This is a genomic window from Tritonibacter mobilis F1926, from assembly GCF_000376545.2.
Taxonomy (GTDB): domain Bacteria; phylum Pseudomonadota; class Alphaproteobacteria; order Rhodobacterales; family Rhodobacteraceae; genus Epibacterium; species Epibacterium mobile.
This window is the reverse complement of record NZ_CP015231.1, coordinates 444,993-458,123: the sequence shown is the minus strand read 5'-3', so window position 1 is coordinate 458,123 and position 13,131 is coordinate 444,993. Positions and strand designations below refer to the sequence as shown.

General features: G+C 57.2%; 8 protein-coding genes and 2 pseudogenes. 7 read left to right on the top strand and 3 right to left on the bottom strand.

Annotated features, from left to right (window positions below):
• The first annotated feature begins 62 nt into the window (after window positions 1–62).
• From K529_RS17680 to K529_RS17670, 3 genes and pseudogenes are all read left to right on the top strand, one after another.
• Window positions 63–1,250 carry a CaiB/BaiF CoA transferase family protein gene (locus tag K529_RS17680; protein WP_046002886.1) on the top strand — a complete coding sequence of 396 codons (1,188 nt, stop codon included), beginning with the start codon at window positions 63–65 and terminating at the stop codon, window positions 1,248–1,250.
• Complete coding sequence (locus tag K529_RS17675) at window positions 1,240–2,376, top strand: acyl-CoA dehydrogenase family protein (protein ID WP_046002887.1); 1,137 nt, start codon at window positions 1,240–1,242, stop codon at window positions 2,374–2,376. The genes K529_RS17680 and K529_RS17675 overlap by 11 nt, the downstream gene beginning before the upstream one ends.
• A gap of 345 nt (window positions 2,377–2,721) precedes the next feature.
• A pseudogene (locus K529_RS17670) lies at window positions 2,722–3,731 on the top strand (IS110 family RNA-guided transposase).
• 967 nt (window positions 3,732–4,698) lie between these two features.
• Here K529_RS17670 and K529_RS17660 read toward each other — a convergent pair.
• From K529_RS17660 to K529_RS24135, 3 genes and pseudogenes are all read right to left on the bottom strand, one after another.
• On the bottom strand, window positions 4,699–5,484 hold the full coding sequence (locus tag K529_RS17660; RefSeq protein ID WP_065317506.1) for a LysR substrate-binding domain-containing protein: 786 nt from the start codon (window positions 5,482–5,484) through the stop codon (window positions 4,699–4,701).
• Window positions 5,482–5,842: pseudogene (locus tag K529_RS23550) on the bottom strand (transposase); the annotation flags it as partial. The gene K529_RS17660 and the pseudogene K529_RS23550, both read right to left, overlap by 3 nt.
• Before the next feature lie 450 nt (window positions 5,843–6,292).
• Window positions 6,293–6,895: a hypothetical protein gene (locus K529_RS24135; protein WP_040641400.1), complete on the bottom strand. Its 603-nt coding sequence runs from the start codon at window positions 6,893–6,895 to the stop codon at window positions 6,293–6,295.
• A 263-nt stretch (window positions 6,896–7,158) separates the two neighbouring features.
• On the opposite strand from K529_RS24135, the gene K529_RS17645 reads away from it, so the two are divergent.
• From K529_RS17645 to K529_RS17630, 4 genes are all read left to right on the top strand, one after another.
• On the top strand, window positions 7,159–8,154 hold the full coding sequence (locus K529_RS17645) for a BapA/Bap/LapF family prefix-like domain-containing protein (RefSeq protein WP_046002877.1): 996 nt from the start codon (window positions 7,159–7,161) through the stop codon (window positions 8,152–8,154).
• A 667-nt stretch (window positions 8,155–8,821) separates the two neighbouring features.
• Window positions 8,822–10,789: a hypothetical protein gene (locus K529_RS17640; RefSeq protein WP_005611416.1), complete on the top strand. Its 1,968-nt coding sequence runs from the start codon at window positions 8,822–8,824 to the stop codon at window positions 10,787–10,789.
• Window positions 10,790–11,036: 247 nt separating this feature from the next.
• On the top strand, window positions 11,037–11,828 hold the full coding sequence (locus K529_RS17635) for a BapA/Bap/LapF family prefix-like domain-containing protein (RefSeq protein WP_005611420.1): 792 nt from the start codon (window positions 11,037–11,039) through the stop codon (window positions 11,826–11,828).
• Complete coding sequence (locus K529_RS17630) at window positions 11,825–13,108, top strand: TolC family protein (protein ID WP_005611422.1); 1,284 nt, start codon at window positions 11,825–11,827, stop codon at window positions 13,106–13,108. Before K529_RS17635 ends, K529_RS17630 begins: the two co-directional genes overlap by 4 nt.
• The last annotated feature ends 23 nt before the right edge of the window (window positions 13,109–13,131 follow it).

Here is a 13,131-nt window from a genome sequence, read left to right as displayed (position 1 = left end):
CCCGTATTTCCGAATATAGCAAACCGGACGCTATCCTTCAGCAAGCAATTGATGGGGGGCGCATGTTCGAAGATGACAAAACGGCAGGCCGCAAGCCGCTGGAGGGGATCCGGGTTCTGGACTTTTCCCGGGTTCTAGCCGGGCCCTACTGCACAGCGCTGATGGCCGATCTGGGCGCAGAGGTGATCAAGGTGGAGCCGCCCGCGGGCGATGACTACCGCCACATCGGCCCGTTCAAGGACGGCGAAAGCCTGCTGTTCCAATCGGTGAACCGCGGCAAGAAATCCATCGTTCTGGATTTGAAATCCGAGGACGGGACTGCGGCGGCACGGGCGCTGGCGGAAGAGTGCGACGTGCTGGTCGAAAACTTCCGCCCCGGCGTGATGGAGCGGTTCGGGCTGGGTGCGGAGAAACTGTGCGCGGCCTGTCCCCGGCTGGTCTATGTTTCTGTGTCCGGGTTCGGCCAGACAGGACCGAACCGGATGCTGCCGGCCTATGACGTCATCATCCAGGCGATGAGTGGGCTAATGGATATGACCGGCGCCGAGGACGGCCCGCCGATGATGGCCGGAGATGCCTTTGCCGACGTTGCAGGCGGCATGTTCGCGGCTTTCGGAGCGATGGTGGCGCTGTTTGACCGGAAACGCAGCGGCAGAGGGCAGCATGTTGATTTGGCGCTTTATGACTCGCTGGTGTCGATGATGCCGGTGGCGGCCTGCCGGGCACTGATGGCGGGTGAAACGCCAAAGCGGACGGGCAGCAAACACGCGCTGTCGGCACCCTTCGGCACCTATTCGGCCGCGGATGGCAGTTTCACGGTCGCAGTGCTGAATGACCGGATGTTTGCGCGCTTTGCAGAAGCCATCGGCGGGCCGGAGCTGGCGGAGGATCCGCGTTTTCTTGGCGATTCCCTGCGGCGGCAGAACGAACCCGCGCTGGCGCAGCATATCGAACGCTGGGCTGCGGCCCGCAGCGCGCAGAACGCAGTAGCGATTTTGTCCGAGGCACGCATTCCGGCCGCGACCCTCTGTTCGGTGCCCGAGGCCTGGGGCTCGACGCAGGCGCAGGCGCGGGGGCTGGCCTCGGTGGTAGAGCACCCCATTCTTGGAACGGTAACGGTGCCGGAGCAGCCGGTGCATTTCAGCGCCGCGCCGCGGGGCGGACGCCAGTCAGCGCCCGCTCTGGGCGCACACACTCAGGACATTCTGCAACAACTGCGGCAAAACAGGGAGAGCCCCGATGAGCATTGATCTGAACAGCGAAGAACAGGCCGTCATCGGCCAGATCGAGCGGTTTTCGAACGAGGTGCTGGCGCCTGCCTCTGCCGCGATCGATGCAAAGTCCCAATTTGCAACCTTGCATCTTCCGGCACTGGCTGAGATGGGCATCATGGGGATGAACCTGCCCGAAGCCCATGGCGGCATCGGTCTATCCGGGCCTGCGCTCTATTGCGCGGTGGAGGCTGTCGCGGCGGCCTGCGGCTCTACCGCCTCGATGCTGACGGCGCATTTCCTAGCCACGGATTCGCTGCTTCTGGGTGCGGATGAGGCGCTGCAGCAGCGCATTCTGCCCGCCGCAGCGGCGGGCCAGACGCTGGGGGCCTTCGCCCTCACGGAACCGATGGCTGGCTCCAATCCTGCGGACATGCGCAGCACCGCCACCCGCGACGGCGACGGCTACTGGCTGAAGGGCTCCAAATGCTTCATCTCCAATGCGGGAGAGGCTGATTTCATCGTAGTCTATGCCAAGACCGACAGCGCAGTCGGTGCTCGCGGAGTCAGCGCCTTTGTGGTGGAACCGGGCAAGACTGATGGTGTGGAAATCGGCAAGCGCGAGGAAACCATGGGCCTGCGCGGCGGCCATGTGTTCCCGATCTCGTTTGACTGCCGCGTGCCCGCGGAAAACCGGCTGGGCGACGAGGGCACCGGATTCCGCACCGCGATGAAGGTGCTGGACAACGGCCGCATCGAAGTGGCCGCGCAGGCCACCGGCATTGCGCGCGCGGCGCTGGGTGCGGCTGTGTCCTATGCCAAGGAGCGCGAGGTTGGTGGACGGTCAATCGGCAGCTTCCAGGGGCTGCAGTGGATGCTGGCCGACAGTGCCACCGAACTGGCCGCGGCGCGGGCATTGGGGCTTCAAGCCGCCCGCAAGCGGGGAACCGGAGAACGGTATTCCACGGACTCGGCCTTTGCCAAGCTGTATGCCAGCGAGGCGGCCTGGCGTATCACAGACCGGGCGCTGCAGATCCACGGAGGATACGGCTACACCCGAGACTTCCCGCTGGAACGCTACCTGCGCGACTTGCGGATCTTCCGGATTTACGAAGGATCCTCGGAAATCCAGCGAACCATCATCGCCCGGGAAATGCTGAGCTAGCTTTTAGGTGAGTCTCATGTCTGTGTGTACCTCTTTTGAAAATTGTTTCGGCACAGTAGAATTAGGGAGGTATTGTGAAGCCCTGCTGTGCCGACTGCGCCGAAGCTTTGTTTGCGCAGTTGCAGCGAACTCCTCCTTCAACGGACAGCAGTGCAGCATTTCGAATAGGCGGTAGAGGGCCGGTCGCGCTTCACGGCGGGGCCTCATGCCCTAGACTTTGCAATGATGCTGTATTGGGACTTTCGGTTGGTCGCAGCATTGAGGATTGCTTACCAGCTGCTGTTCTTGTGTCGTTAGCCCTGGCGGGTCTTCCCGCGCGTTTCTTTTCTGAGAAAGGGCTTGGCCATGGAACTCTTCGTTGGTTTGGACGTCTCGCTGAACAGCATCGCGATATGTGTTCTGTCTTCCCGCGGGAAGGTTCACAAGGAGACTACTTCTGCTTGTTAACCCGATGATCTCATCGCATTTCTGCGAACCCTGCAAGGCGATGTAGCCTGTATTGGGCTTGAGGCCGGGCCATTGTCCCAATGGCTGTATCGGCATCTGGTCGAAGCCAGGTTTGAAACGGTCTTGATGGAAACAAGGCAAGTCAAAGGTGCCCTCAAAGCGATGCCGATCAAGACTGATCGCCGTGATGCAGAAGGCATCGCGCGTTTGCTTCATATGGGCTGGTTCCGCCCTGTGCATTGCAAGTCGATCTCAGCGCAAGAGATGCGCGCACTTTTGTCCGCCCGGAAGACCATCGTGCAGGCGATCACAAACCTTGAATTGTCCATACGGGGTATCTTGCGGAATTTCGGCCTCAAACTCGGTCGAGTTTCCAAGGGCGGATTTGCAGAGCGCGTGATAGAGCTGGCAGAAGACAATTTGAAGCTGTACGCTGCGGCGAAGCCGATACTTGATGCGCGACGAGCCCTGCGGCATGAGCTGGCAAGTTTGGAGAAACTGCTTGGAGATTAGGCCAGAACAGATCGTTTGTGGCATCTGTTCATGACGATGCCCGGCGTTGGGCCCATTGTTGCGTAGACCGTGAAGGCAGCCATCGACGATTTCATTCCTCGAAGGACGTTGGTCCTTGGGCGGGCTTGACGCCGAGGCGAGAGCAATCTGGTGAACGAGACATAATTGGCCCCATATCTCGTGCCGGGGATGCCGGATTGCGTACCGTGCTTTATCAGGCTGCCATGGTCATGCTGCACAAAGGTCGCCCGAGTTGGCTGACGGCCTGGGCGCTCAACGTCGCGAAACGCCGGGCCATGGTCGCTTTGGCGAGGCGCATCGGCGTAATTCTGCATCGCATGTGGCGTGATGAGACGCCGTTCCGCTTCACCCGAGCGGAACCGATTTCAAGTTAGAAGCTTGAGATCATGAGGGAAAAAGCCCACGCGTTCATGTGTGCGCTTTGAGATCCCTACCGGGACGCAGTCCCCGATGACGTCGTAAGCGAACTAGATGCTGGAAGAACACCTCCAAGCACGCTGCAAAGATGGACGCTCGGGATCTGCACTTGGACGAGGCATAATTTGGCAGCCTAAGCGCTGACTACGGACGGAAGCATCATCCCGGTTCGGATCAATAAACGTACAGCCAAACGCGCAACAAAGAAGGACAGACTATTGTTGGGACCTCCATTGATACCAGTGTGCCAATTGCCGGCGGGCCAATGCACTTGACACCCGCCCTAATACGGAAGGGCGCTATCTGCGCTTCGCTGACCTTAAAACCGGGTGCAGCATTGTCTGGGTCAACAGAGCAGACCTGAAGGTCTGCTTTCGGGAAGCCTTTCGCGCTCGCAGCAGCGCTTTCGCCGCACCTTGTATGAATGTCGTATTTGGGCTGATTGTGTTGAAAAACTCGCATGGAGCCGCTCTGCATCTGATCTTGCGGGAAATCGTTCCGATAGCTGGCGATTTCGCTTTGAAAGCTGACCTCCCATACCGATTTGGGGAACAATATTCTGCGTTTCTGCAGTCCAGCAGCCGCCGACGGAGTTTTTCAACACAATCGGCCGAATGCGGCAGCCAACATGATTGCTGTACTCCACCATTGTTCCGTAGGTGAGCAACAGCCTGACAATGTGTATGTTCTCTAAGGAGAGTTCTCGGGAGCAGTTTCCCGAATTAACTTGTTTGTGGACTCAGATAACCGCGTCTAGGTTTGCAGAGTGATTGGAAGGCTGAGTGCCGTATCGGCAAAATCCAGAAAGAGGCAACAATCGAAAAGATCGCGCCTGCGATGACAGCCATCATTGCAGCAGAAAACCAAAGATTTAACAGGATCACCTCAGTTGCTGAGGATCAGCTGTCCTGCACGATTCCTGCTCTACTCCGGCTTAGCAGACCCGATTTTGCTCCAAAGCTCATCGGCAACGACGCCAATTGCCTGGTCTCTGCGTCTCATCTTGAAGATCATGGTCCGGCGAAGCGGGAACCCTTCCAGGTTCAGGGAAAGCAAAGCCCCGGACCGCCGCTCCTCCACCGTCATGTGATCGGGCAAGCCGCCCCAGCCAAGGCCTGCAAGGATCACCTGTTTCTTGGTTGCGAGGTCTGAAACTGTCCATTTCAGCCCGCCCGGCAGCAGGTCCCGGCTCTGTTCATGGGCTGCGCCGCCCGTGCCGGCAGCGACCACCTGCACATGGCTTTGCATTTCGGATGCGGACAACGCCCGGGAACTGGCGGGCAGGCCCAGGCCGGGGGCGGCCACCGGCCGGATCGTGACCTCTGCAACCGGCTCTGCCTCCACTTCGTCCAGGGGGACCCCGTCAAGGGAGGCGAGCGCGATATCCGCCTTGCCCTCCATCAGCCGGGCAATCGGGCCGCCCATCATTTCCATCCGCAGCCGCAGGTGGGTGGCCGGGTGGCTCCGCCCGGTATCCGCAAGCGCAGGCAGCAGGGGGGCCAGATCCATTGTTGCGCTGACAGCAATTGTCAGTTCCGGCTCTTCGCGGGCGCGCAGGCGGGACGCGGTGGTGCGCAGCCCTTGCATCTGCCGCAGCACCCGGGAGGCTTCGCGGCTGAGCAGCTCCAGGTCCAGCTCCTCTTCCAGTTGGCGGATTGTGTGGCTGATGGCGGACTGCGATTTGTGCAGGCGCTCTTCTTCGGCAACCATACTGGTCGCCGTTCGATGTGCCTTGAGGTATGTTGCATCGATCAACACGGTCTTCTCCTCGCCGTGTTCCGCAGCCAGCCCGACCATCATTCGAGCGAAGATGCCTTTCTCTCTCCAACGCTTCCAGCGGCTGTAAAGCGTTTCCGGGGCTTACGCGGCCCCACCGGGGCCACGGTCCCCTTCAACTGTGCGGGCCATAGGCTGCAGGGGCATCGCGCCACCTTAACCCATTGCGGTTGATGAGCTTTACCCCACTCAGAACACGCTTGTCATCGACCCGGGGCTTTCCGTGCGACTTCGGAAAGAAAGGTTCCAGACGCGCCATTTGCGCGTCGGTCAGCCAGAAAAGATCGCTCATGTCACAGCTCCATTTTCGGAGCCGTCAATCAGGCAGTGCGACCGAAATCAATGCATCCTGACCCTAGTCAAGGTCCGCCTTGCCGTTCGTGAACGTACCAGCAGTGCGATGCGTGATGCAGTGCGAGATAAATTTTCGTAAGTAGCCGAACTACCGTCGCAGCCAGTTGCTGACGGAGTTCATGTAGCCCGTTTCTTATCCCCAGTTCCAAGTTCGGCGGAAAGTCGCAGTGGCTATGTTCACACCCCAATTACCCACCTGTTCAAGTTAGCTAAAATTGTAATAATAAGTTGCAGGGGTATGTATCATTAGGTATACTATTTACGTTCTTTTGGTGGTTCGATTTGCCGCCAACTGCACGCTAGTACACTAGTCTGTACACAACTAACGGCCAGCCTTGCTGGCCGTTTTTTTATTCGTAACTCCAGCGTCCGTATTCTTTCGCCTGTCCTACGTAAACGCGTCCAACGCCATCGGCTCTAGGCTTTCTTGTCGCGACTTCCACCTTGCATCGTGGCGATGGAGGCGTGCGGTAGGGCCCACCACCTTGGTCATTCCTGTGTCGAGCAGGGCCAAGAACCGCGCTTGATGTCGCCTCTGTATGTCCGGACTTCCGTGAAGTTTCACAAGACCGACTACCAAAACACCGAAGCCATCGCGGAGGCCGCAACGCGCCCTACCATGTCCTTCGTGACTTTGAAGCGGCCGGAGCAACTCGATCTTCAGGCCCTGCACCGGGCACGGGAGCGCCTTCTTCAGAACCGGACCCGCCTGGTCAACTAGGCCCGTGACTTCCTGATGGAACGTGGTATTCGCATTGGCACCGGCCGACATATCTTTCAACGTGAGCTGAGACGACTGCTGGAAGATGACGTCTCCTCCCCGATGCCGAGCATGATCGGTCTCCTGTCCGACATGGCCACCGAACTGGCCCAGGTTCTCCCAAACATTCTTCATCTCCTCGCGCAGATACGCATCCTGCTTGGCCCGATCCGAGGCGCGGTCAGGATCACGTTCGATGGCAATGCGTTCATAAAAAGTCGAAGGAGGCAATCTGCAGAACCCGGCAGATCGGCTCGACCCCAAGGTGATAGCTCCGCAACAACGCCTGTCTTCTGCGCGGTTGGTTTCAACCACATCGCTTGGCAGGGTTGGCGATGAAACCTGAATCCTGCTGTCAGGTGTCAACTTGAGGCGCGGGTCGATCGAAGCTTGGAAAATTGTTGCGATTAGGTTCGAAAGTATGTAATTAAATATCTAAAGAATATAGAATCAATGCGAGCTTTGCCCTTTTGGGCGGGTGGGAGAAGACTTCGGTGAGCAAGGTAATTTCAGCAGGGAACGATATTAGTGTGCGTGTCGACACGCTGCGTACCGATGTCCTGCGCTATGTGCGCAGCGGCGACGATCTGGTTATCAAGTTGAAGACTGGTGATCAGATCACTGTCAGTGAATTTTACACACCAGCCGAGAATGGCTCGCTCCATAGTTTGATGTTTGCAGATGGCACAGAAGCGGAATTCGAGCAGGGTGCCGAAGGTAGTGCGGGAATGGCGGGGGCTCTCGGAGGAGCAGGCATTGCTGCGCTAGCTGGCCTCGGGGTTTTGGGGGCAGCGGCCTTGGCCAACGATGATGGCGACAATAATGTCGACCCTACTGACGGCACCGACCCCACCGACGGTACAGACGGAACCGATCCTAGTGATGGCACCGACGGTGTCGAAGATCAAGCGGGTGTTCTTGATCCGATCCTCTCTGATGATGGGCTGCTTGGTGAGCTAACAGGCAACGATGGCCTGCTGGGTGATCTGACCGGATCCGAAGGGCTTCTGGGGGATTTGATCGGTACGGATAGTCCGTTGGGTGGTCTGCTTGGGCCGCTATTGGGGCGGCCAGTGTTGGGCGATGGCGGAGCCGCTGGCGATGAAGGGCTCGTTGATGCTGTGATTGCAGATGGCGGTCTTCTTGGCGGTTTGACCGGTAACAGCGGTCTGCTCGGAGATGTGACAGGGAGTGGTGGCTTGCTTGGCGATCTCATAGGCAATGATGGCTTGTTGTCGTCGGTGACCGGAGTAGGTGGGCTCTTGGGTGATGTGTTGGGCGCCGGCTTGATCGGTACAGATGAGGGCGGCGACATCGGCACCGATGGTTTGTTTGATGACGATGAAAACCTGTTGGGAGGAGATGGTGGACTGCTTGGCGGTGTCCTTGGTGAGGAGGGCCTCGTTGGCGGCTTGCTTGATGGCGTCCTAGGTGAAAGTGGGCTTGTTGGTGGCCTGACGGACAGCAGTAATGAGAGCGCCCTGCTGTAAGCGGGTTGCTGTCATGACGGGCGTTGACCAAGCCCCCTTTGTCGGTCTGCGCCTGAGCAAAGAGCTGTCAGAGCCTTCCCCCCGAGGGTGTGGCAGTTCTTTACCGGCGAGCGGGTCTTGCACCCCACCAAGGCAATTGTGCCCGCTCGCCTATTTAAGAAATTATTCGAGTATGGAGGCAGAACAGTGACGTATCGTGTATCTTATGCGGGGCAGGCCGTAGTGACGGGTGACGGGGATTTACGAATCGATGCTTTGGTTGCGGCCTCAAAAGCAGCTGCCAGTGGCTTTGACGGTTTGGCATCCGCGTTGGCGTCTGTGGCTGAGGGTCGCGACGTGAGTCCGAGTTCATGCTTTATTGGGCGAAAAATCTACGCCAATTCTGATCATGCGCCCGCCATGAATGGGCACACTACTCCGGCATCCTGAATGAGGATGTTTACACTTCCATCGGATACGCTCTTTTAGGTGTCGTCCTTACTTGGCGCCATCACGATCATAGAGGAGGCATATACTAAAGGGGCGCTGGTGTATAATTACATCCTTTAGTTTTGACCTGCAATTTGTGGTGTGGTACTTAAGCTGAGAGTGCTGGGCTCAATCCATCTCATGGCGGTATTCTATGCCATGGAGCGGGATCCCGTGGTGCTAGATTTGGAGAGCGGTATTGGTCGCCAAGAAAAACAGTCGTGTTGGGCATGAACGCCAAGAGGCGGTAGAGGTTGCGGCCAATATCGGCGCTGCGCTTCGCCCAGAAAAGTTCGTTTCTGGAGGTTCTGGGGGCGGTGCTGCCGGCGTGTCGTCAACCGCAACGGCAATTGGTATTTCACTCGCTCTACAAAGCGCTGCCGTCGATGGTGCGTTGGCTGCGCAAGATCCGCTCGCTGAACATGATGTGCAGAGGGCGGGTGCGGGTCAGGGAGGTGAGCGAACGCTCACGTCGCCCCAGAACGCGGATTCTGTTGCTGTCGATGCCTCCGTTGGTCAAGATCTCGATATATCGCCTGACATTGATATTACGGTGCCAGCCGCTGAGGGCGCAGAGGCTATAGCGTTAAACCCGAGTGTCGCGGCTGCTGCTTTCGATACACAACATTCTGCACTTGGTTCGGTTAAGGTTTCCACAGAAATCAATACAGCAGGCGATCCGACAAATGTTGCGACCAGCGCTACTGCCGCTGAGGGTCACGCTGCCGTCGGTGGAGTAGGCGGCAGCGCGCTAAGTGGCGAAGTCGATTCGCCTAAAGCTAGCGACGGTCTTCTTGGGGAAGATGGTCTTGTTGACGATGTACTCGATGCTGTCGTCGGAGAAGATGGGCTGATTGATGACCTCCTCGGGGAGGATGGGCTCGTTAGAGATGTCATAGACGTGATTGTCGGCGAGGATGGACTGCTGGGTAATGTGCTTGGCGGTGGTGGTCTTGTCGACGGCCTTCTAGGGGAGGATGGTCTTGTTGATGGCGTTCTTGGAGAGGATGGCCTCGTTGACGGAGTTCTTGACGCTGTTGTGGGTGACGATGGCCTGCTTGGCAGTGTGCTGGGCGACGGTGGGCTGGTTGATGGTGTCCTAGGCGAGGAAGGTGTTGTTGGCGGAGTTCTTGACGCGGTTGTAGGTGACGATGGTTTGCTGGGCAGTGTGCTCGGCGATGAGGGTCTAGTCGGCGATGTTCTGGGTGAAGATGGTCTGGTTGACGACCTCCTCAGTGAAGATGGCGTCGTTGGAAGCGTGCTTGGTGCGGACGGCATTGTCGCTGGCGTTGTTAATGCGGTTGCTGGCGGCGAAGGTCTGCAGGGTGATGGTGGATTGATAGATGGAATCCTCGGCGATGATGGGGTTGTGGGCGGAGTTCTTGACGCGGTTGTGGGCGACGATGGCATTCTTGATAGTGTGCTCGGTGGCGATGGCGTAGCAGGCGGGTTACTTGGTGACGACGGCTTGGTGGATGGTGTCTTCGGCGAGGATGGCATCGTTGGTAGTGTGCTGGATGACGTTGTCGGCGATGACGGCTTGTTAGGGGGGCTGCTGGGTGGCGGTGGTTTGCTTGGCGGGGTTTTGGGTGGCTCCTCAAGTGAGTCCTCTGATGGGGAGAATGTCGTCGCACTGGATAGCGAATCCGGAAGTGACGGCGGCTTTCTGGACACTTTGCTCGGTGTGGCCACTGTCGGTGAAAACGAACTTGTCTCCCCAACGCTGGAGATAGGCGGCGCAGTGAGTGCAGATGTATTTGAAGCCTTACTTGGTGACGAAGATCTGCTTGGTCTGGACGTTGCGCCACAAGATGATCTTTCTAATGGAGACCTACTGTCCGAGCTTGCCGGGGTGGATGCGTTGAGCGGTACTCTTGTTGACGAGGGCGTGCTGGAAGGTGGTGGGGCGGTTCTGTCTGAGACCGTCGATGATGTTGATCAGTTGCTCAACACGATCTTGGGCAGTGGCTCCGGCAGTATCGTAACCGGCGATGTCGCACTTGCCTCGTTCCTCCAGGAAGGTGGCGAGCCGGATGATGCGACTGGCGCTGAAGGGGACGGATTTATTTCCGATGACGATTTCAGTGTTGAAAACGCACTGGGTACCTTGCTCGGTGGGTCTGGAGTGCTTGATGGGTTTGACGATGCCGGAGATGCAGACATCTGACGTTAGATTAACTGCATGAATAAATGCGAAAATTGAAAGTCGGTGACGTTTTCTTGCTTTCAAGCGGCGGGCAATCGCCATTAGGCAGCGTCGCTGCGATTCGCATCCCTATTTCTGGGGAGGTCAATAAACTTTAAGATACTTTAATCACTTGCATTTTTTCTTGCAGACTTGCATTCTGAGGGGAGACGAGGGGTAATTTATCACCTCAATATTTGAATTCTTTTTACAGGCCTGAGGTGTGTCAATGGCGACGGAATTGGTGTCCGGGTTGGGGGGCGTTGAAGATAATTCGCCTACGAGTATCGCCCGCGTGCTGAAACTGAGTGCGCCAGAACGCGTAAGCTTAGACTCCACTCACTCTGAAATCTCTGATCTTGTCAAAAGCGGTCGTGATCTATCCGTGGTGTTCGCGGACGGGCAGCGGGTTTTTATCGAAGATTTTTTTGTTGTGGGGCCGGAAGGGGGATTTAGCACGCTCGTGGCTTCCACCGGAGAGATCGTCGTATCCGGGCTGCAAGTTCCAGAACCGGCTGAATTTGATGACACACAAGACAACGAAGTTTTCCCAAACTTTAAAGATCCAGTTTCCGCTGATGCAGGCGCGATCGAAAGCGAGGCTGGAGGTGCCGCGCTGGTTTCTGAGGGTGGTGGAGACTTCATCACGCTGTTGGCCGGGACAGGGCTTGCCTCAGGTGCGGGGATGATCGCAGGAGGTGGTGGCTCCGCCCCAAGCGATGACGTTTTCGACCAAAGCGCGCATGTGCTCGACGTGACGGAACAGTTTACGACATTCGGGCAGGTGGTCACCGAAGAAGATTTAGGGCTGGTGTCTGTTGGTGGAAGCGACGACATCGCTGCCTTCATGCCAGCGTCTGAGCCTGAGGTGGTTGGAGGTGATAATCACCACGCATCAGAAACTGGCGGCGAAGACTCCCCTCTCGCTGAGGCTGGTGCCGATATGGCGGTGATGTTTCCTGTCGAAATAGACCTGTTGACAGGGCTTACCCCCGAATTTGAAAGCGAAGTGGGGCTATGATGCGTCTTTGGAATAGTTGGCTGAGACAAGTTGCGCCTCAAAAGTTGACTCTTAAATGTGCAATATTTGCATTTTGTGCGAGCGTATCAGCCACGGTCGCCACTGCGGATTTGTCTTTACAGCGCGCGGTGATCATCGCAGCTGAGCGCGATGCCAATGTCACTGCTATGCGACAGCGGGTTGCCAGTCGTAACGTTGACGTCGAGTCTGCGCGCGATGCCTATTACCCCAGCTTCAGCTTGTCTGGACAAAGCAGTACAACAGACAGTGATGGACCGGCAATTACGTTGACGGTTTCGCAAATTCTGTTTGACTGGGGGTTGATCCGTAACCAGATCGCCGCCGCTACGCAGGTCCGAACACAGGCTGTAGCGGATCTAAAAATGGCGGTAGAGGATTTGACGCTTCAGGTCGCATTCTACTTTCTTGATGTTGAAACGCTCCATCTGAAAATTTCAAAAACTCGCGAATATCTGAGCTTTGCAGAACGAATTGCAGAGCATGCAAAAAACCGTGCAGAGGGCGGTTTAGGGGATCGGGCTGAGGTGGCGCGTGCCAATCTGGAAATTGCACGTGCGCGAGATGAGATGTCGCAACTCACGTCTAGCCGTGATCGGGCAGTAGAGCAGATTGCGTTTCTAATTGGGCAAGGCCCGGGAAGAACGATATCTCCACCAGAAATTGGGTTCGATCGTATCTATGGGAATTCTTCACGTCTCAAAACGGCGGTAAGAATTGCGCCAGATTATATTTCAGCACGTGCGTTTGTGGATGAGACCGCAGCAGATATTGGCGTCGCTAAAGCTAAACGGTTGCCTACAATTAACCTAGAGGCACAAGCGCGCGGAAGTTTGGATGGTGGGCGCTCACGGACGGCGGTTGGTATTTCTGCGGGCGTCGATTTGAGTTCTCGTGGGTTTGGTAAACGCCAGATGCAGGCTGCAGTGTTAGACAATCAAGCGGCACAGTCCTCGCTCCTGGCGGTTGAGCGAGACTTAACCAACGCAGCACGAAATGCGCTTGCCGAGTTGGGAACCCTGAGACGAACGGAAGCCGCTCGCAAGCGTCAACTCGTTGAAGCCGAGAAGGTTCTGGACACCTATGAAGAGCAATTCATTGCCGGGCAGCGTGAACTGGTGGATCTGTTGTCAACGGGGCGAGACCTCTATGACGCGCAGATTGATGTCATTGAGACCTACGATGACAGGAAGAGAACTGAATATCAGAACGCCAGAGATCTGGGGGTCTTGGGCACTCTAATCCTGTCTGCAGGCGGCTAGAGGCGAGGGCTTTTACTATGAGC

Bases quoted from the DNA above. Each gene is read 5' to 3' on its own strand.
- K529_RS17680 (WP_046002886.1), top strand. From the start codon at position 63: ATGTTCGAAGATGACAAAACGGCAGGCCGCAAGCCGCTGGAGGGGATC.
- K529_RS17675 (WP_046002887.1), top strand. From the start codon at position 1,240: ATGAGCATTGATCTGAACAGCGAAGAACAGGCCGTCATCGGCCAGATC.
- K529_RS17660 (WP_065317506.1), bottom strand. From the start codon at position 5,484: ATGGTTGCCGAAGAAGAGCGCCTGCACAAATCGCAGTCCGCCATCAGC.
- K529_RS17635 (WP_005611420.1), top strand. From the start codon at position 11,037: ATGGCGACGGAATTGGTGTCCGGGTTGGGGGGCGTTGAAGATAATTCG.
- K529_RS17630 (WP_005611422.1), top strand. From the start codon at position 11,825: ATGATGCGTCTTTGGAATAGTTGGCTGAGACAAGTTGCGCCTCAAAAG.